This window comes from Allokutzneria sp. A3M-2-11 16, assembly GCF_024213555.1.
In the GTDB taxonomy this organism is placed as follows: domain Bacteria; phylum Actinomycetota; class Actinomycetes; order Mycobacteriales; family Pseudonocardiaceae; genus Allokutzneria.
Genome location: NZ_JANAVO010000001.1, coordinates 2,121,199 through 2,140,025 on the forward strand (window position 1 = coordinate 2,121,199; position 18,827 = coordinate 2,140,025).

The 18,827-nt window shown below is 69.5% G+C and carries 17 protein-coding genes; 9 read left to right on the plus strand and 8 right to left on the minus strand.

Annotated elements, in window-relative coordinates; all coding sequences use genetic code 11:
• Nucleotides 1-28: 28 nt before the first annotated feature.
• The 6 genes from NLX83_RS10525 to wzm all read right to left on the minus strand — a co-directional run bounded on the left by NLX83_RS10525 (nt 29) and on the right by wzm (nt 8,450).
• The gene (locus NLX83_RS10525) at nt 29-2,629 is read right to left on the minus strand and encodes an arabinosyltransferase domain-containing protein (RefSeq protein ID WP_254234641.1); all 2,601 of its coding nucleotides are present in this window, start codon (nt 2,627-2,629) and stop codon (nt 29-31) included.
• Nucleotides 2,630-2,772: 143 nt separating this feature from the next.
• Nucleotides 2,773-5,367: an arabinosyltransferase domain-containing protein gene (locus tag NLX83_RS10530; protein WP_254234642.1), complete on the minus strand. Its 2,595-nt coding sequence runs from the start codon at nt 5,365-5,367 to the stop codon at nt 2,773-2,775.
• A 136-nt stretch (nt 5,368-5,503) separates the two neighbouring features.
• The gene (locus NLX83_RS10535) at nt 5,504-5,767 is read right to left on the minus strand and encodes a hypothetical protein (RefSeq protein WP_254234643.1); all 264 of its coding nucleotides are present in this window, start codon (nt 5,765-5,767) and stop codon (nt 5,504-5,506) included.
• Nucleotides 5,768-5,846: 79 nt separating this feature from the next.
• On the minus strand, nt 5,847-6,782 hold the full coding sequence (gene glfT1 / locus NLX83_RS10540; RefSeq protein ID WP_254234644.1) for a galactofuranosyltransferase GlfT1: 936 nt from the start codon (nt 6,780-6,782) through the stop codon (nt 5,847-5,849).
• On the minus strand, nt 6,779-7,570 hold the full coding sequence (gene wzt, locus NLX83_RS10545) for a galactan export ABC transporter ATP-binding subunit Wzt/RfbE (RefSeq protein WP_254234645.1): 792 nt from the start codon (nt 7,568-7,570) through the stop codon (nt 6,779-6,781). Before wzt ends, glfT1 begins: the two co-directional genes overlap by 4 nt.
• Before the next feature lie 16 nt (nt 7,571-7,586).
• Complete coding sequence (gene wzm / locus NLX83_RS10550; protein WP_254234646.1) at nt 7,587-8,450, minus strand: galactan export ABC transporter permease subunit Wzm/RfbD; 864 nt, start codon at nt 8,448-8,450, stop codon at nt 7,587-7,589.
• A gap of 112 nt (nt 8,451-8,562) precedes the next feature.
• On the opposite strand from wzm, the gene NLX83_RS10555 reads away from it, so the two are divergent.
• From NLX83_RS10555 to NLX83_RS10570, 4 genes are read left to right on the plus strand one after another with little or no spacing between them, the layout of a single operon-like run.
• On the plus strand, nt 8,563-9,570 hold the full coding sequence (locus NLX83_RS10555; RefSeq protein WP_254234647.1) for an ABC transporter substrate-binding protein: 1,008 nt from the start codon (nt 8,563-8,565) through the stop codon (nt 9,568-9,570).
• Nucleotides 9,567-10,538 (plus strand): FecCD family ABC transporter permease, encoded by a 972-nt coding sequence (locus NLX83_RS10560; RefSeq protein WP_254234648.1) that lies wholly within the window; start codon nt 9,567-9,569, stop codon nt 10,536-10,538. Before NLX83_RS10555 ends, NLX83_RS10560 begins: the two co-directional genes overlap by 4 nt.
• 32 nt (nt 10,539-10,570) lie before the next feature.
• Nucleotides 10,571-11,545, plus strand: a complete 975-nt coding sequence (locus NLX83_RS10565; protein WP_254234649.1) for a FecCD family ABC transporter permease — start codon at nt 10,571-10,573, stop codon at nt 11,543-11,545.
• On the plus strand, nt 11,542-12,318 hold the full coding sequence (locus tag NLX83_RS10570) for an ABC transporter ATP-binding protein (protein WP_254234650.1): 777 nt from the start codon (nt 11,542-11,544) through the stop codon (nt 12,316-12,318). The genes NLX83_RS10565 and NLX83_RS10570 overlap by 4 nt, the downstream gene beginning before the upstream one ends.
• On the opposite strand, the gene NLX83_RS10575 is transcribed toward NLX83_RS10570, so the two are convergent.
• Complete coding sequence (locus NLX83_RS10575) at nt 12,300-13,559, minus strand: MFS transporter (RefSeq protein WP_374118718.1); 1,260 nt, start codon at nt 13,557-13,559, stop codon at nt 12,300-12,302. The genes NLX83_RS10570 and NLX83_RS10575 overlap by 19 nt on opposite strands.
• 116 nt (nt 13,560-13,675) lie before the next feature.
• On the opposite strand from NLX83_RS10575, the gene amiA reads away from it, so the two are divergent.
• The 5 genes from amiA to NLX83_RS10600 all read left to right on the plus strand — a co-directional run bounded on the left by amiA (nt 13,676) and on the right by NLX83_RS10600 (nt 18,445).
• Entirely contained in the window at nt 13,676-13,780 is a 105-nt protein-coding gene (gene amiA, locus NLX83_RS10580) for a streptamidine family RiPP (RefSeq protein ID WP_254234652.1), read from the plus strand.
• Between the two features lie 66 nt (nt 13,781-13,846).
• Nucleotides 13,847-14,686, plus strand: a complete 840-nt coding sequence (locus tag NLX83_RS10585) for a hypothetical protein (RefSeq protein ID WP_254234653.1) — start codon at nt 13,847-13,849, stop codon at nt 14,684-14,686.
• Nucleotides 14,683-16,065, plus strand: coding sequence for a CocE/NonD family hydrolase (locus NLX83_RS41815; RefSeq protein ID WP_308209293.1), 1,383 nt, complete (start codon nt 14,683-14,685; stop codon nt 16,063-16,065). Before NLX83_RS10585 ends, NLX83_RS41815 begins: the two co-directional genes overlap by 4 nt.
• Nucleotides 16,062-17,405 (plus strand): YcaO-like family protein, encoded by a 1,344-nt coding sequence (locus NLX83_RS10595; RefSeq protein ID WP_254234655.1) that lies wholly within the window; start codon nt 16,062-16,064, stop codon nt 17,403-17,405. The genes NLX83_RS41815 and NLX83_RS10595 overlap by 4 nt, the downstream gene beginning before the upstream one ends.
• Nucleotides 17,402-18,445: a hypothetical protein gene (locus NLX83_RS10600; RefSeq protein ID WP_254234656.1), complete on the plus strand. Its 1,044-nt coding sequence runs from the start codon at nt 17,402-17,404 to the stop codon at nt 18,443-18,445. The genes NLX83_RS10595 and NLX83_RS10600 overlap by 4 nt, the downstream gene beginning before the upstream one ends.
• Before the next feature lie 34 nt (nt 18,446-18,479).
• On the opposite strand, the gene NLX83_RS10605 is transcribed toward NLX83_RS10600, so the two are convergent.
• Nucleotides 18,480-18,824: an RNA polymerase-binding protein RbpA gene (locus NLX83_RS10605; protein ID WP_254234657.1), complete on the minus strand. Its 345-nt coding sequence runs from the start codon at nt 18,822-18,824 to the stop codon at nt 18,480-18,482.
• Between the last annotated feature and the right edge of the window lie 3 nt (nt 18,825-18,827).

Consider the following 18,827-nt stretch of genomic DNA (forward strand, 5'->3'; position numbering starts at 1 on the left):
GATCTCCCGTTTCGTGGAGGTGCGGGCGTCAGCGGAGGCCGAGGGTGTCGTAGCGGTCGTCGTCGACGTCGGTGGGCAGCCGTGACGGGTCGATGGCCTGCTTGATGTAGCCGGAGGGCACCCCGGCGTAGTCGAGCCGCGCGATCGTGGGCGGGGCCTGGAGGCCGTGCTCCACGCGCTGGGTCATGGTCACGGTGTAGCGGCCGGGCTCGTGCAGGTACTTCACCCGCTCCAGGCCGCCCCACGGAGATTCCACTCCATTGGGTGCATCTGCGGGCACCTTGACCATCTCCGCCACCCGTCCGAGGAAGCCGTGGGTGCCGCCGATGCCCTCGTAGACCGAGACCAGCCCGCCCATCGTGAACTTCTCCGCGGCGAGCACCCGGAACTCCGGCGGCGTCACCATGCCGTCCTTGACCGGCGGGACCGGGACGCACGGGTAGCCGATGCCGATGCTCCAGTCCACGTACGTCACGCGCCCGGCGAGGTGCTCGGTGAGCGTGCGGCCGTCGTGCACGCGCACGCTGTCGGCGATCCCGCAGCCGTTGCGCAGCGTGCCGCTGGCCAGCGACCAGCCGGGCAGCTGGCGCAGCGGCGCGATCACGAACAGCACCAGCAGCAGGCCGACCACGAGCGCCTGGGTGCCGAGCAGCACCCGCGCCGAGCCGGTGTCGGCCCAACGTCTGCGCCGCCGCAGCAGGTACCAGCTGAGCCCGATCGCGCCCGCCCAGACCAGCACGTTGTTGACCTTGACCGGGCCGATGGCCAGCATCAGCGACTCGACCATGTCCTTCTCGTCCGGGTCGAGCGTTCGCATCGGGTCGATATCGCCCGCCAGCGAGAACGGCTGGCCCCAGTTGCCGAAGCTGTGCCACATGTTCGGACCGCTGAAGATCACCACGCCGGTGAAGGCGATGAACAGCCCGGCCGCCACCGCGGGCGCGGTCCTGCGCACACGTGCGGGCAGCGGCCCGGCGAAGGTGATCAGTGCCAGCAGCACGATCGCGGGCGCGGCGATGCCGACGAAGTGGTGGGTCCACTTGGTCGGGATGATCGCCAGCGCCACCATGCCGAAGCCGAGCACCCCGGCCAGCCGCACCATCACCGCGTCGACCTGCCACCGTCTGCGCCGCGCCCGCACCGCGACGAACACCAGGCAGACGATCATCAGCAGCACCGGGGCGCGCTTGGCCCAGTTGCCGGAGCCGGTGGGCACGAGCAGCGTGGCGTAGCGGCCCCACTCCTCGGTCCAGCCCATGGTGATCCAGTAGTAGTAATGGATCTTGGTGGCTTCGAGCAGGTCGGCCAGCTTGCCGTCGGCGAAGAGCACCGTGAACGCCACCGTTCCGGAGCTGAGCACGGCCGCGATCAGCGCGAGCCGCTCCCGGCCGTGCACCGACCGCCACAGCCAGGGCACCTGGAGCGCGACCGGCGCCCACGCGACGAGCCCGGCGCCCATGGTCAGCGTGGTGAACGCGGCCAGCAGCACGGCGGGTGCCATCAGCCCCACCCACTCACGGCGGCGCGCGTACTCGCACAGCGCCAGCGTCAGCGCGACGCCGAGGCAGGTGACCGGCTCCGGCCGGAGCGTCGGGTTGTACGGCAGCCACCACACCAGGAACGCCAGCGCCAGCAGCCACGGCAGCGCGCGGTAGGCGCGGCGCTCGCCCAGCGCGCTGTGCAGGAACCACCGCAGCGCGAACCACACCCCGATGCCGAGCACGGCGGGGAACAGCCGCACCCACAGCATCGACGTGCTCACCGACGTCCAGCCGGCGAGCAGGTACTGGGCGAGCAGGAACGGTGACTCGGGCGCGTTGAACGAGTGGTAGTAGTTGCCCACATATCCCACGTCGCCCAGGTTCAACGCGTGTCTCAGGTACCAGCCGTCGTCGTCATTCGTCGGCCCGAGCACCGACCACGCGAGTAGCACTCCGGGGACCAGGAAATCGACCGGGCGCCATCGAATTCGATCATCGGATGGACGTTTCGCGCGGTAGCGAAGAACGGCGAGTGTGACACAACCGACCAACAGCAATCCATGCAGTATCAGCAGAACGAATTTCGCCTTGGTCGGCGCGGACTGGAATCGCGCGTCGGTGTCGAGCACGACCCGCATGCCATCGGACTCGGCCAGCCCGGCCGCCCCGGTCTCCAGCATCGCGACCTGGGGCGGCAGCACCCCCGCGTGCCTGACCAGCTGCATGCCGTCGCGCCACACGTCGACCCCGCCCGCGTCCGCGTGCACCCGGTAGGAGCAGTCCGCGCGGGGCAGCCGCTCCTCGATGATCGACTTCCCGGATACCCTGACCTGCACGATTCCGTTCACCACGCGCATGATCAGGCCGTGTTCCTGCTGCGCGGCGTCGCGCGCGGGAGGCAGCGTGCGCAGCACCTCACCGCCCCGCGAGTTCACCGCCGAGATCGCCGAACAGGGCACCTCGGCGGTGAACCTGAGCGGCCGGTAGGGCAGCAGCGGGACGACGGTGTTGCTGACCCGCTCACCCTGTTTCGGCCAGGTTACGACTGGCTGGTCAACGGTGACGGGAGCCAGTGGGAGCGACAGCGCCATTGCTGCGGTGACAAGCGCGGAGGCAAGCAAAATCCACGCGGTAAAGCGCTGCTGCATGGGGAATCCCCGATCACGGTCTCAGCGGTCCGCAATCATGTAACCCCGGATGGGCCGTTGTTTCCAGTTGTAGTGAAGATGTCTAACCGTCACAACCTTAATCGGTAAAGAAGGAAGTCAATGTTTAGTGTCGAGAATTGTGGTTAACGGGGCTGGCCCGCGGCCCGTCCCGCATCGCCGGTCTGGACGGTGCGCAGGAAGTCCTGCGGGATGCCCGCGTATGCGGTCTGCGCCAGCGTCGGCGCGGCCTCCAGACCACTCACCACCCGCGAAGTGCGCGTCAGCGTGTACTTGCCGACCGGATGCGCGTAGTGCACCCGCTGCACCTCGCCCCAGGTCGGGACGCTTCCGTCGTTCGGCGGGCCGATCGTCGGCACCGGCTCTACACGGGTGACGACCTGGCTGAGGTAGCCCAGGGTGCCGCCCAGGAACTCCCCTCCCTGCACGACCCCCGCCAACAGGCCCCGGCCCGCGGGCAGGACGCGGAGCTCCGGCGCGGTGCTCAGGCCATCGGCGATCGCCAGGGTGGGCGCGCACGGGTGGACCAGGCCGAACTCCCAGTCGATGGAGGCCGGCCGGGAGCGCACCACGTCCATCAGCTCCTCGCCGCCGGACAGCCGCACCCCGTCGGCGAGGCCGCAGTCATCGCGCAGCACGCTCCCGGCCACCGACCAGCCCGGAGTCCTCAGTGGAGCGATCGTGAACACCGCGATCAGCAACACCACGGCCGCCGCCTGCACGGTCACCAGCAGCCGCGCGGAACCGGTCGTCGCCCATCCGCCGTTCCGGCCGCGCGGTGCCACCAGCAGGCACGCTGCGAGCACCGCACCCCACAGCAGCGGACTGTCCAGCGGCGGGCGCATCGCCGCCGACCTGGCCATGAGGTCGGCGGTCTGCTCCGGCGTCAACGCCAACGTCGGGATCGTCGAGCTGTGATCACCGAACGGCTGGCCCCAGTCGGAGAAGCCGTACCAGAGGTTCGGCCCGGCGAAGATCACCACTGCGGTCACCGCGGTCAGCGCGGCCGTGACCAGTCCGGGCACCAGGGCGCGGGACCCGCGCGGCGCGGGGATGCCGAACGCGCTCAGGCCGAGCAGCGCGATGGCGGGCGGGGCGATGGCCAGGAAGTGGTGCGACCACTTGGTCGGCGACAGCGTGAGCGCGATCAGCCCGACGACGACGACAACGGCCAGCCGCACGATCGTGCTGTCGAGCCGGCCGCGCCGCCGGAGCCGGAACGCGGCGAACACCAAGGCGGCCAACGTGAGCAGCACCGCGGCGCGCTTCGCCCAGTTGCCGTGGTGGTCGAAGCCGAGGAGCTTTACGTAGCGGAACCACTCCTCGTACCAGTGCATCGAGATCCAGTAGTGGTAGTGCACGCGCGTCGCCTCGACGACGTCGGTGAACTTCGCGTCGGCGAACACCGCGGTGAACGCGGTCGTCCCGGAGGCCAGAACCGCGCCCACGTAAGCGAAACGGTTCCGCACGGCCTGCGTTCGCAGCCACCGCCACAACCACGGCAGCTGCACGAGGACCGCGCCCCACGCCACGAGTCCGGCGACGGTGGTCAGCGTGGTGAGCGCGGCGATGCCGACCGCGGGTGCGATCAGACCCGGCCACTCGCGGCGGCGTGCGTACTCGCACAGCGCCAGCGTCGCGGCAACCCCCAGTGCCGCAACGGGTTCTGGGCGCAGCGTGGGTGTGAACGGCAGCCACCACGCCAGGAACGCCAACGCCAGCGACCACGGAACGGCCCGGAACACCCGCCGGTCGCCGAGCGCGCTCGCGAGGAACCACCGCAGCAGGAACCACGTGCCGATCCCGATCACCCCGGCGAACAACCGCAGCCACAGCAACGAAGTGCTGATCGAGGCCCAGCCGCCGAGCAGGTACTGCGACACCACGAACGGGGCTTCCGAGGTGTTGAACGAGTGGTAGTAGTTGCCGATGAAGCCGCTGTTCGCCGAGTTCAGCGCGTGCCGCAGATACCAGCCGTCGTCCTCGTTGATCGGCCCGAGCACGGTCCAGCCCAGCAGGACCGCGGGCACGACGGCGTCCACGGGGGACAGGCGCAACCGGCTCCCCGCGCGGCTCGCACCGAAGCGCAGCACGGCGAGCACTGTGCAACCGACAAGCAGAATCCCTTGCAGTACAAGAAGAATCGCCTTGGTCGCGGTCGGTGAGGACTGGAAGCGCGCGTCGGTGTGCAGCGTGACCTTGAGCCCGTCGGTCGCCGCATGGCCGACCCCGGCCGTCTCGAACATGGCAACCTGCGGCGGCAGCAGCCCGGCCTGCTGCGTGAGGACCACGCCGTCGCGCAGCACGCTCGTTCCGCCCGCGTCCGCGCGCACCTGGTAGGCGCACTCCCCGGAGGTGGGCCGCGCCTCGTCCAGCAGCACCGTCGACGAGGAGCTGATCCGCAGCCTGCCATCGTTTGCCCGCACCACGAGGCCGCGGCCGGGCTCCTGGCCGGGTCGCGCGGGCAGCGTGCGCAGCACGTCGCCGTCGACCGAGGCGAGGGTCCGGCACGGCAGCTCCGCGGTCAGCTCCAACGGCCGGTAGGGCATCAGCGGAACGACCGTGTTCTCCGCCCGCCCCCCGGCCTGTGGCCAGCTCAGCACCGGGTCGTCCTGGTGCACCGGCGCGAGCGGGAGCAGCAGAGCGCACACCGCGGTCGCCAGAGCGGCACCGATCAGGACCCAGGCCGTCACCATCGAATGCCGAATCGCACGCGCCATTCGGTCAGTGTGTTGTGGCCCTCGCGTTCCTACCTATCTCGATTCAGAAACCCTGAGGTAACTGTGCGAAAACGCTGATCGATTCTTTGATGTGCATCGCCCATTAGTGCGTTTTCATGTGAAGACGGTTGACTGTTCAGCTGAGGCCGCTGGCCCGCCGTCCGGGCGCACCGTAGACCTCGCCGACCGTCGGCAGCAGGCCGATGTGCGCGGTGACGATCTTGCCGAAGTCGACGACCACGTCGGAGCCGTCCGCGCAGCGCACCGGGCTGGTGGAACCGGAGCGGACGAGGTCGGTGAGGGAACCGGTGAGTTCGGCCGCGGTCTCGTCGCTGATCGCGAAGAGCAGCGGGCTGGGAACGCCGGACAGGTGCAGCACGAGGGTTTTCTTGTCAGCCATGCATTCACCAGACCAGTACGCGACCGGACCGGCAAGGCGGTTCGCCGTCAGCAGATCAGCTCACGGCGAACCGGCGGGCTCAACGGCGGAAAAACTTCTCCGAGCGGCCCTGGTTGACCAGTTTCGCCCATTCCACGAAAGCCTTCGGATCCTTGCGCTGGGCCAGGAAGTACAGCCCGAAACGGGCCACCTCCAGCATGCCGAGCTTGCGCATTCCCGGCTGCGCCAACAGGTATCCGCGGTTGCGGTAGGTGTAGTAGCGCTTGATCGAGTCGCCCGGGTCCTGCGCGTGGAACCGGCCGCCGAGCATCGGCTTGAACTCGTCCGAGCCGTCCGGGTGCGCGTAGGCCACCCGCAGCGTGGTGCCGAACCGCAGCCCGGTGCGCACGATCCTGCGGTGGATCTCCACCTCGTCGCCGCGCACGAACAACCGGTAGTCCGGAACACCGATGACGTCCAAAGTGGACGCTCGGAACAGCGCGCCGTTGAAGAAGGACGCGATGCCGGGCAGGAAGTCCGGGCTCTCCGCCGAGGACAGCTCCTCGCGCTGGCGCTTCCAGGTCAGGCCGCGGCGCAGCGGGAAGGCGAGCTTGTCCGGGTGGTTGATGTTCACCACCACCGGGGAGACGGCCGCCAGCTTGCGCTTGTCGGCCTCCTCAAGCAGCACCTCGAGCACGGTGTCGTCGGCGGGCCTGCCGTCGTCGTCGGCCAGCCACACCCACTCGGCGCCCATCGCCAGCGCGTGCAGCATGCCCAGCGCGAACCCGCCCGCGCCGCCGAGATTCCGCTTGGACAGCAGGTAGGTGGTGTTCAGCGGGCAGTTGTCGACGACATCGCGGACCGGCTGGTCCGGGCCGTTGTCGACGACGATCAGGTGGTCCGGCTGCCGCGTCTGCGACGCCATCACCTTCAGCGACTCCGTCAGCAGCTCCCGCCTGCGGCAGGTGACGATGACGGCGACGACCGCCCCCGCCGGCAGCGCTGGCGGGTTTTCGGGGGTGGCCTGGTTGCTCATCGGCTCTCGCCGATCCTTTCCAGAACGTGCTGGGGGAGGTTCTCGAACGGGTCGCGGCCCTTGTACACGGTCAGCACATCGCGCAGGCTGCCCTGCATCTTGATCTGGCCGCGGTCCATCCAGATGACCGAGTTGCACAGCTCCATGAGCAGCTCGTCGGAGTGGCTGGCGAAGACCAGCAGACCGGAGCGCTTGACCAGGTCCTTGAGGCGGTCCCGGGCCTTCTCCATGAACTCCGCGTCGACGGCGCCGATGCCCTCGTCCAGCAGCAGGATCTCCGGGTCGATGGAGGTGACGACGCCGAGCGCGAGGCGCACCCGCATACCGGTGGAGTAGGTGCGCAGCGGCATCGACAGGTAGTTGCCGAGCTCGCTGAACTCCGCGATGTCGTTGACCCGCTTGAGCATCTCCCTGCGGCTCATGCCGAGGAACAGGCCGCGGATCATGATGTTCTCGTATCCGGAGATCTCCGGGTCCATGCCGACGCCGAGGTCGAACACGGGCGCGACCCTGCCGATGATCCGGGCGTCGCCACGAGTGGGCTCGTAGATCCCGGACAGCAGGCGCAGCAGGGTGGACTTGCCCGCGCCGTTGTGCCCGACGAGGCCGATCCGGTCACCGTGCTGGATCGACAGGTTGATGTCCCGCAGTGCCTCGATGACGGGCACCTTCTGATCGGTGCCGATCTTGCCGCCAGCCTTGCCGAGGACGGCCTTCTTCAGCGATCGGGTCTTCGCGTCGAAGATGGGGAACTCGACGGAAGCGTTCCATACGTCAATGCTGACCATTGGTTTTCGGCCTCACTCAGACCCAGTAGGACACGCGGGCACGGTAGTTGCGCATGAACAGCAGCGCCAACACCCAGCCGACGACGGTGATGATCCCGGCGACCACCCAGTGGTGCCAGATGATGTCCCTGCCCAGCATCGGCTGCCGCAGCATCTCCACGAAGTGCAGGAACGGGTTGAGCTCCAGCACGTCCTTGGTGATCTGCGTCCGCTCGCTGAGGGTCTTCAGCTCCCAGACGATCGGGGTGCCGAAGAACAGCAGCTGCATGACACTGCCGATGATCGGCGGGATGTCCCGGAACCGGGTGGAGATCACGCCGGTCAGGAACGCCACCCAGAGGCCGTTCAGCGCCAGGATGATGAAGGCCGGAATGGCCATCAGCATGGTGAGCTTCCAGTGCGCGACCACCCCGTCCGGCGGGAAGATCGCCAGCATGGCGATCCAGACGAGCAGGTTGTGCAGGAAGAACAGGACCTGTCGCCAGACAAGGCGATAGACGTGCACCGACAGCGGAGACGGCAGGAACTTGATCAGGCCCTCGTTGGAGATGAAGACCTCGGCGCCCTCGTTGACGCAGCCCGCGACGAAGTTCCACACGATGAAGCCGACGGTGACGTACGGCAGGAAGTTCGGGATGTCGGCGGAGAACAGCTGTGAGTACAACAAGCCGAGACCGACGGCTGTGACCGCCATGCTGAGCGTGATCCAGATCGGGCCGAGCACCGAGCGGCGGTATCGCTGCTTGATGTCCTGCCAGCCCAGATGGCCCCACAGTTCCTTCTGCTGCCAGCCGCGACGCAAGTCGTCGAAAGCCTTGCCCCAGGTGCGGTGGGTGTGCGCCGGTGGGGCGGCGTGATCGTCAATGGTGCTGGTGGACACGCGGACGAGCGTACCGGCGTGCCGCACGGCCCCCGGTTGGCCCTGTGGTTGGACAGGTAATGCCTCGATAACGACGCTCGACACACGCTTTTGAAAACCGTTATCGTCTTCGGTGTCCTGGTGGTCGACCCCGGAGGTGTCCGTGCGCAGCCCGCTCGCGTTACTCGCCCTGCTCGCACTGACCGCGTGCACCGCGGCGCCCGCGCAAACCCCTGCCGCCCAAGGTGAAGTGGATCAGGTCGACACCCGGGTCGAGCCCCTGTCGCCCGCGCTCGACATCACCGACCCGCGCGGCACCAAGATCACTCTGCCGAAGGCACCCTCCCGTGTGGTGTGCCTGACCGGCCTGTGTGACGACATGCTGACCGAGTTGGGCGTGAAGCCCGCCGGGACCAGCAACGCGGCCCTGCTCACGCACCCGGCGCTGCTCGGCTCGGAGGGGCGCGACGTTTCCGTTGTGCCGGGCAGCTTCGGCTCCGAGGACGTGGAGGCGATCGCGGGGCTGCGGCCGGACCTGGTGGTCGGTCTCGCCGGGGTGCACGACCAGCTGCGTCAGGCGGTCGGCAAGTTCAACGCTCCACTGTGGACGGTCGACCCCCGCGACTGGAAGGACTCCGTCGGCTACCTGCGCAACCTCGGCGCTCTCACCGGCCGGGTGCAGCAGGCCACCGACGCCGAGGGCCGCTTCCGCTCGAAGCTGGCCGCCGCCGTCAAGACCAGTCGCGACAAGGGCTACGCCAAGAAGACGGTGCTGCTGATGTACGGCAGCGCGGACTCCATCGGTGTGGACACGACGGATTCCGTGGTCGGCAAGCTGCTCGGCTCGCTCTACACGTACCCCTGGACCGCGAAGGGCACGAACGCCGAGACCGCGAACACCTTCAGCGTCGAGGAGATCCTGGTCAAACGACCAGATGTCGTCTTCGTCTACTCGCTGCTGTTCGGCACCGAAAAGAAACTCTCCGAGCAGCTCGCAGCCAACCCCGTCTGGGCCCAGATCCCCGCCGTGAAGACCGGCCAGGTGCACGAGGTCGCCCCCAAGCCCTGGGGCTCCGGCCGCGGCACCCGTTCCCTCTCCTTGATCATCGACGAGTCCCAGTCACTCCTCGCCAAGGCATGACCAAGAGCGTCCTCGTGGCCACGCTCACCCTCCTCGTGGTGAGCGTGGCCGCGCTCTGTCTCGGCACTCCGCTCGTCGGCGTGAACCGGTTGCCCGCCGCGTTCGCGGGCGCGACGGACCTCGAACACGCGGTGGTCGTGCTGCTGCGAGCCCCGCGCCTGGTACTCGGGCTGCTCGTCGGCGCGGCGCTCGCGGTGGCCGGGCTCCTCCTCCAAGAATCGCTGCGCAATCCACTCGCGGTGCCCGAACTGCTCGGAGTCTCCAGCGGAGCGGCGGTGCTCGTCGGGGTCTGCGTGGTGTGGGCGCTGCCCTTCCCCGGAGCCCCGCTCGTGCCCGCGCTGATCGGAGCGGTGGTCGGCGGCCTCATCACCCTGCTCGCCGCGAGGCGCGCGGTCGGCCCGGCGGCGGTGCTGCTCATCGGGGTGGCGGTGAACGCGGCCATGCAGGCGTTGCTGCTCACGGCGGTGTCGCTCTCCGACTCCCGCGAGCAGGGCGTGTTGTTCCGCTACCTCCTCGGCTCGCTCACGGGTACGACCTGGGAATCGGTCGCGGTCTCCGCGCCGGGCCTGATCGCCTTGCTGCCCTTGGCTTTGCTGTGCGTCCCGTTGCTCGGGGTGCTGCGGCTCGGTGATGAAACCGCGTCAGCACTGGGAGTTCGCGCCGATCGAGCGCGGTTGATCGTGCTCGTGGTCGCCTGTGCTCTGGTGGCGATCGCGGTGGCGCCGTCCGGGCCGATCGCGTGGGTCGGCTTCCTCGGCCCGCACCTCGCGCGCAGGCTCCGCCCGAACGCCGACCCGCGGATCTGGTTGGCCTGGTCAGCGCTGTTCGGAGCGCTGCTCGTGGTCGTCGCGGACCTCGCCGCGCGCACGGTGCTCGCTCCGGTGGAGCTTCCGGTCGGCGGCCTCACCGCGCTCGTCGCGATCGTGCTGGCCGCGTTGGTGATCCGTCGACGGGGGGAACTGGGATGAGGTTCACCCTGGTTGTCTTGCCTGTATTGGTCGTGTTTGCGACCTGTGCGGCCCTGCTCGTTGGCTCCACGATTTCCCCGGCGGACACGCTCGCGGCGATCTTCGGCGGAGGCGACGAGCTGACCCGAGGTGTCCTCGTCGAACTCCGCGTGCCGCGAGTGCTTGTCGGTCTTGGCGTGGGCGCGGCGCTCGGCCTCGCGGGCACGATCCTGCAAGCGGTGCTGCGCAATCCGCTGGCCTCCCCGGAGGTGACCGGCGTCGGCTCCGGCGCCGTTCTGGGTGCGGTTGCGGGCACTGTGTTTCTCGGCATTGCCGACCAGCCGGAAGCTCTGACAATCGCGGCCGTGCTCGGCGGAGTCCTCGGTGGGGCTTCGTTGTGGCTGATCGCGGCGAAGGCTGAGCCGCTGCGGCTCGCGGTGCTCGGAGTGCTGGTCTCCGCTGTCCTCGCGGGCGCGTCGTTGGTCCTGCTCACGGCCCGCCCGCAGCTCGCGGGAGCCGCTGCGCGCTGGCTGGTCGGTTCGTTGTCCGGTCGCACGTGGGAGCACTGGCACGGCTTGTGGCCATGGCTGCTCGTCGTGGTGCTGGCCGTGGTCGTGCTGGCGCCCGCGCTCGATCTCCTTGCGGTAGACGATGATCACGCGCGCACGGTCGGGCTCGCGGTGGTGCCGTGGCGTCTGAGCGCGCTTGGGGCGGCGGTGCTGGCGACGGCCGCGGCGGTGGCTGCGGCGGGCACGGTGTCCTTCGTCGGCCTGCTCGCGCCGCACGCCGTCCGCAAAGTCCTTGGCGCGGAACACCGTTGGCTGCTCCCGGCGTCCGCGCTCGCCGGGGCGGCTTGTGTGGCTGGAGCCGACTTCGTCGCCCAAGCGCTCACCGCGCTGGTCCCGTCGTCGGGCTCGCAACGCATTGGCATTCCGACCGGAGCCGTGACAGCTCTGCTCGGCGCGGTCGTACTCGTGGTGGTGGCTCGGCGCGCGTCAAGAGCACAGGTAGAAGGGGGAGCGCGGTGATCACCGTCTCCGGTGTGACGGTCAAGTTCGGGCAGCGCACGATTCTGTCCACAGTGGACATCGCAGTGGGCGAGGGGGAGTGGGTCGCGCTGGTTGGCAGGAACGGCTGCGGAAAGAGCACCCTGCTGCGCGTGATCGCCGGACTGCACAAGCCGGACGACGGGACGATCCACATCGGCAATAAGGCCCTGGAGTCCTTGTCTCGCAGGCAAATCGCGCGTCAGGTCGCGACGCTCCCGCAGGCGATGCCCGCGGTGCCGGGCCTCACCGTCCGCCAGCTCGTCCGCCAAGGCCGCTACGCGGTCCGGGGTCCGCTGGGGATGCTCCGCACTGGCGACGACGAACAGGTCCACGCAGCACTGGAAGCGACCGGCGTGGAGTCCTATGCGGACGCTGCGGTCGACCACCTCTCAGGAGGTGAACGGCAACGCGTCCGCCTCGCACTCGCGCTCGCCCAGGACGCGCCGGTGCTGCTGCTCGACGAGCCGACGACGTACCTGGACGTCCGCCACCAACTCGAAGTCCTGGAACTCATCGCCGGTCTGCAAAGCGAGCGTGGCCTCACAGTCGTGAGCGTGCTGCACGATCTCCAGCAGGCAGCGCGCTACGCAGACCGGATCGTGGCTCTGCACAACGGAATCGTCCACACCGATGCCCCCGCTGCCGACGCGGTCGACGCCGATCTCCTGGCCGACGTGTTCGGCGTCCGTGGCCGGGTCTGGCACGACACGACCACCGGCCGCCCCGCGTGCGCCTACGACGCGGTGCTCTGAAGCTTCTTCTTGGCTTCGGTTCGCAACGGTGAGCACCACGCGACGATCACGCCCACGGCGAGCACGACCAAGGTTGAAGCCAGTCCGATGCGCGGATCGGCCCACACCGCAACGGCTCCAGCCAATGCGGCACCGCCCGGATGGCCGACGCCCCACGCCAGCATGCGCGCGGTGGTGTTCACGCGCCCCTGCAACTCGTCCGGGGTGACCTGTTGCCGATAGGTGATCCCATTGATCACGACAGTGGTGAAAGCCGTGCCCCACAAGATGATCGCGAAGGTCGCCACCAACCAGTGCGAGGTGGCGGTCACCAGGAGACCCGTGCCGAGCGACGTCGGCAACGCCAGCAGGGCGAGCCGTGCCGCGCCGAGCTTCTCGGTGAGCCGCGGCGCCAACCGAGAGGCGATGAGGCCGCCGACCGCGAAGCAGCTCAGCAGCACCGCCAGTCGCGCGTCACCGGAGGGAGCGACGCCGAGGATGCGGTCAGCCCACGGCAGCTGCATCGCGATCCACGCGCCGCCGACCGCGGAATGCGTCGCGCCGACGAGGGTCAGCGTGCGCACGATCTTGTTCTGCCACAAGAAGGACAGACCACCGCGAACGTCCACGAGGACCTCGCGCCCTGAGCGCGGTCGTCCTCTGTCCGAAGTGGACAGGGGACGGACGATGGCCCTGATCAGCATCGCGGAAGCCACATAGGTCAGCGCGTCGAGGGCGATCAGGGGGGCGGGCACGGTCATCGTCACGGCGAGCGCGGCCAGCGGCGGCACGGCGATCTCGACCACCGTGGTCGCGCCGAACGCCGCGGAGAAGGCGGCCGTGGTGCGCTCGCGGCCCACAAGTGCTGGCAGGGCACCGAAATTCGCGGCGTCGAAGAACACGAACATCGTCTGCGCCAGGAACGCGACCACCAGCACGTGCGGCGCCGTGAGGATGTCCGCGGCCCAGGCGATCGGCACGCTCGCCAGCAGCGCGGAGCTGATCAGATCGGCCGCCACCATCAGCTTCCGCCGGTTCACGCGGTCCGCGAGGGCGCCCGCGAAGAGCCCGAAGAGCAGGTACGGCAAGGCTTCCGTGGCGGCGACCGCCGAGGTCCAGGCCGCCGACCCGGTGAGCTGGTACACGAGCACCGGCAGCGCGACGAGGCTCACCAGGGTCCCGGCCACCGAGATCACCCTGGCCAGCAGGTATCGCCGGAAATCGGGGTCCCCGCGCAGGGTTTCGGTGCTCACCCGCGACATGCTAACTGACAACGATTGTCAGTCATCACCCATTTAGCTCTGTTGGTAATGATTATCGTTTGTGGTACTCCTGGAAGCCGAGGCCCGACGAGACCCGGGGGGAGGTGAACTGCGAGATGGAGAAGATCTTCGTGCGCGTCGAGACCGAGCGCGAGCTGCCGCACAACTCGGCCAGCCACAGCAACGCCCTGGTGGAGAACCCGTTCGACGACCAGGACTGACCCACAGGTGACCGCCGTGCCCGCTCCGGGCGCGGCGGTCACCGCTGTGTGATTGGAGGCTCCCCAGTGGGCGAGCGGCTCATCCCCGGAGCTGTCCTGTTCGACGTGCCCGGCCGCGGCCCCGCGCTGCGCTGCCCGGACGGCGAGATCGTGGACGTCGCGCTGCCCGCGGTCACGGCGACCGCGGTGCGCGACGCGCTGACTGTGGACAACCCCGCCGACGCGCCCGCTGAGCTGGCCGCCTTCCGCGAGGCGGGCTTCCTCGGCGGTCGCGCACAGTGGCCTGTGGATAACTCGTTCGTGGCCTTAATCGGCTCGTCCGTGCTGGTCGAGGCCCTAAAGGTGGCCCTGAGCAGGGCCGGGGCACAACCCTGTGTTCTCGGACCCCTCACCGAGCGAGGTGATCTGTGGACAACTGCCGCCCTGTTGTCCACAGAGTTGTCCACAGGTGGGTTCGCGGCTGTGTGCGCCGTTTCCGACGGGCCCGCGCCCTCCTGGTGGAACAACCTTGATGACCTGCCCGAACACGGGATCGCGTGGCAGCGGGTGAGCCGCGAGGGGCGGCACGCCTTGCTCGAACCGGTCGCCGCCGAGCCTGGGGATATCCGGCATGTGGATGTTCGTAAGCGCCGCCTCGCCGCCTCCGGGTCCGGTCATGAACACCTCACCGCTTTCTGGGACGCGGACGCTCCGGTCACCGGGGACGCCGCCATGGACGAGGTCGACGCGGTAGCCGTCGCGTCGCTGGCCGCGCTGGACCTCCGCGCGTGGGCGCTAAGCGCGGCAAAGCGGGACGGCTCGCTCACTTCGTCGCTGCCCGTCCGTCGTCGCCTCCGTGTGCTCGACCTGGACACGGCCGCGATCACTGACCACGCCGTGCTGCGCGTGCCCGAGGCGGCTCCGTGATCTCCCAGCACGTCATCCCCCTCGACGGCGCCCGTCTAGGAGCCACTGTCGTCAGGTCGGCTTCGCGGGGCCCTGCTGTGCTGATCCGAACGCCCTACGGCCGCCACAACCACATCGCCGAGGCGCATGGCTGGGCGAAGCGCGGCTTCACCTGCGTACTCGTCGACGTGCGGGGTCGTTACGAGTCCACCGGGGACTTCGTGCCGTACGCACACGAGCGCGCGGACGGTGCCGTAGTGCTGAAGTGGTTGCACGACAACGACTTCTCCGACGGTAGAGCCTTCGCGGTCGGCGCCTCCTACGCCGCGTACTGCGCCGTCGTGACCGCGTTGGAAGGCGAGCTGGCCGGGGTGATCGCGGCCGTCCCCGCGTTGGGGCTCGGCGAGACCGCCCGCGAACCCGGCGGTGCCGCGCGCCTGGCCTGCCGCCTCGGTTGGTGGGCCGAACACGGCGGCACCTCCACCGCCCGCCCCACACCCCTGCCCTACTCCCTCGAAGCCCTCCCGATCCGCGACGCCTTCGCCACCCCCGCCTGGCAGTCCCTCTGGGACGCACCACCGCTATCTCCACTGTGGACAGAACTATCCACAATGGACACGCCGCTGCTAGCGGTAGGCGGCCTCCGCGACCCGTTCCTCCGCCACACCCTCCGCCTGGCCGAAACCTGGCGCGGCCCGACAACCCTCGTCATCGGCGACTGGTCGCACGATTTGGACACCCGAGATACTCTCGGCGGCAGGCGCATCGGTTCCCTCTACACCTCCTGGGCCACCGCCCCGCCTCCGCGGCACTCCGCCATCGCCGTCTCTTCCCGTTTCGTACTCAAAGCCGCGAAGAGAGCGCTCCCAAACCCCGTTATGAGTACGAAACGGGAATTCAGGGCTGAGCCGACGCGGCCGTTCCCGTCTCGCGAGGTCGGGGTCGACCTTCGATGCGACGCCGAGCGGGAGGATCGGGCGCTCCTGCTGGCGGAGTGCGGCGAGGGCGGAGTGCTGGCGGGGCTCGTCGAGGTGGAGATCGAGGCGGTGGCGGACGCGCCGGACGCGGACTGGGTGTTCCGCCTCGCGGTGGAGCTGCCGGACGGATCGTGGCCGCAGCTCGGGCACGCGGTGGTGCGGCATCGGCACACGCCTGGCGAGCCGACCAAGGTCCGCGCCGAGATCGGGCCGGTCGGCGCCGAGGTCCCGCCGAACGCACGGCTGCGACTGGAGATCGCCGGGCACCACTGGCCGCGCCATGCCCGCAACCCGCACACCGGGATCGACGCCGTCGACGCGACGGAACTGCTGCCCAGCTTGCGCGAGGTCCTGGACTGCGCGCTCAGCCTGCCGTGGTCCGACGGGGCTCCGGTCGATGTGATCAAGGAGGTCGGCAGGTGACGCTGCCCGTTGACGCGCTGATCGATCCGCTGACCGGAGTCATCCGGCGGCTCGTCGACGTCGAGCAAGTGCCCGGCGCGCCGAACCGCTATCGCGGGGTGATCGCCGAGGTCGCGGACGCGAGGCGGCTCGGGGCGTGGCCCGCCGACCGGGTCAGCCTCGGCACCACGTTCGGCGATGTGGACCGAGCGCGCATCGCCGCGATCGGCGAAGCCGTCGAACGGTACTGCGGCAACCGCGTGCCCAACGGGTTGCGCCGGGCGACGGCCGCCGAGCTCGAAGCCGAGGGCGCGCGCCTGTTCGGGCCGGACGACCTGCCGTTCTTCGCGCCGTGGCAACGAGTTCCGTTCAAGCCCTTCACGCCCGACCTGTCCCAGTTGTGGGTGGAGGGCGAGGAAGACGGACAGCTGTGCTGGCTGCCCGCGTCGTGGGTCCACCTCAACTTCCACTCCGGGCAGCGTCGCGGAGAGCCGCGCACGCACCACCTCAACTACGCGGGCATCGCGACCGGCGCGGACGGGGACGACGCTTTCCGACGCGGTTTGCTGGAGCTGCTGGAGCGGGACGCGCTGGAACTGTGGTGGCACCTCGGCGCCCCGAGCCGGGGGATCGACCTGGACTCCGTGCCGGGACTCGCGGGTGAGCTGGCCGGATCGCGGTTGCGCGTGCACCTCGTGGAGCTGCCGACCGAGCACCCCGTGGCCTGCGTCGCGGCGGTCGCGATCGACGAGGTGACGGGCATCGTCGCCGGTGGTGGCGCCGCGCGCTTCGATCCGGCCGAAGCCTGCGTGAAGGCCGTGCTCGAAGCCGTGCACACGTGGGTGTTCACGCTCGGCCTGCTCGATCCGGACGGCTGGGTCTTCGCGGCGATCAAAGCGGGCGTGCTGGCCGAAGGGCTGTACCTCGCGCATCGCGAGGACCGCGCGTACGCGGACGACACAGGTGTCCACTTTGGACGCGTCCGGGACCTGGGCGCTCAACCGCAGGTCTGGCTGGACAAACGTGTCCAGGACCGGCTGCTGCCGAGGTTCACCGAGCCCGGCGAGGTCATCGGAATCGAGGACCTCCCGCGCGGTGATCTCCACTCGCTCCAAGCAAGCCTGCGCGCGAGCGGATGCCGGGTCGCCAGTGTTGATCTCACGACCCCCGACGTCGCCGAGACCCCGCTGCGCGTGCGCCGCGTCTGCGCGACCGGTCTGGTGCCCAACGCGCCTGCCGCCTTCCGCTACCTCGGTCTGCCGCGGTGGCGCCAGGTGATCGCCGAGCGCGGCTGGGCACCTGGCGCTGATCCACTCACCGGTCCGACCGGTCTGGTGCTCGATCCGCCACCGTTCCTGTGAGCGCAGTCCGCGCAGCGCTCAACGCCGCCTGGACGGGTGTCGATCCCGGGCCGACCGTTCCCGAGCTGCGCCCGCCCGTGCGCCGGACCTGGCCAGGGCAGTCGGTCCCGTTGCCGCGCTGGCCCGACGACGGCGTCGGTGGCCTGCTCGATCTCGCACTCGCAGCCGACCCCACGCGCACGCTCGGCGGAGTTCGGCTTCGTCGCGTGCCCTCGGCGGGCGGGCGATACCCGGTCGAGGCGCACGTGGTCATCGATGATGTCGCATGGACCTACGACCCGATCGCCCACGCCCTGGCCGCGCCGCGTGATGGCGCGGGCAACGGCGTCGTCCTCTCGCTGGTGCCGTCCCGCACGACCTGGCGTTACGGCCCGCGTTCGCTTCCGGTGCTGCTGTTGGACCTCGGCCACGCGCTCGCCGGATTGGCCGGAGAGGAGATCGTCCTCGGTGGCGTCACACCGGTCTCGCGCGCTGAGTATCCGCTCGCGACGACCGGCTCTGTCCACATTGGACAGCTGCCGCCATTGGACACGCCCGAACCAGGGCTTGTCGAGGACGCGCTGGCGGAGCTGGCCGGTCTCGCGCCGATCCCGCTCCCGAAGGCCGAGCCGGTCGCGGCGAGCGATGTCTTCGCCAGGCACAGCGCGCCCTGGCCGCTGTCAGGCCGGATTCCGCAAGGCGTCGCCGACGAGGTGCTGGCGGCGGCGGACGGCGTCGAGGCCGTGGTGGTCGAGCCCGCGGAGCACCCCGAACTGGCCGCCGCGCTGGCGGCGCGGTCCTGCGGGCAACCGGAGGTGGCCGGGTGCGGAGCGCTGCTGCTCGTGCTGGGCGAGGTCGATCCGACGCCGGAGCAGGCGTTGCGCACGCACGTGCTCGCCGGAATGGCCGTGCACCGGGCTTGGCTGCGCGCCACGGCGCACGGCCTCAGGTGCCGGCCGGTGGGCTGCTGGATCGACGTCGTGCTCGATCTCGGGCACCGGCGCAGGCTTGTGCACGCGCTGGCGATGGGTGCGCCGGGATTAGGCCAATCGATTGCATGAATGTTGCCCAAAAGGGCGGTGGTGCGTTATTCGGCTAGGTGACTTCGTTGTCGAGTTCTCGCCGCTGACGCAGTAGCGCCAACCGCTCGTCAAGCAGCTCTTCGAGATCGCTGATCGTTCGCCGCTCGCGCAGCATGTCCCACGGGGTGCGCCCGGGCTTTGCCTGCTGCTCGGCGGGCTTCCCGTCCACGATCACCGCCGTGACCCCGTGCTTTCGGCAGATCCAGGTGTCCTGCGGCTCTGCGTCGGCGGCGAAGATGACACCGAACTCGTGCCCGCGCGGGCAGGCGAATTGGGTCACCTGGCGCGGGGCGAGGTCCTTGTCGGTGTCGGCTTCGTAGCTCACGCCACCGATTCTGCTGCCACGGAGCGCATTCACAGG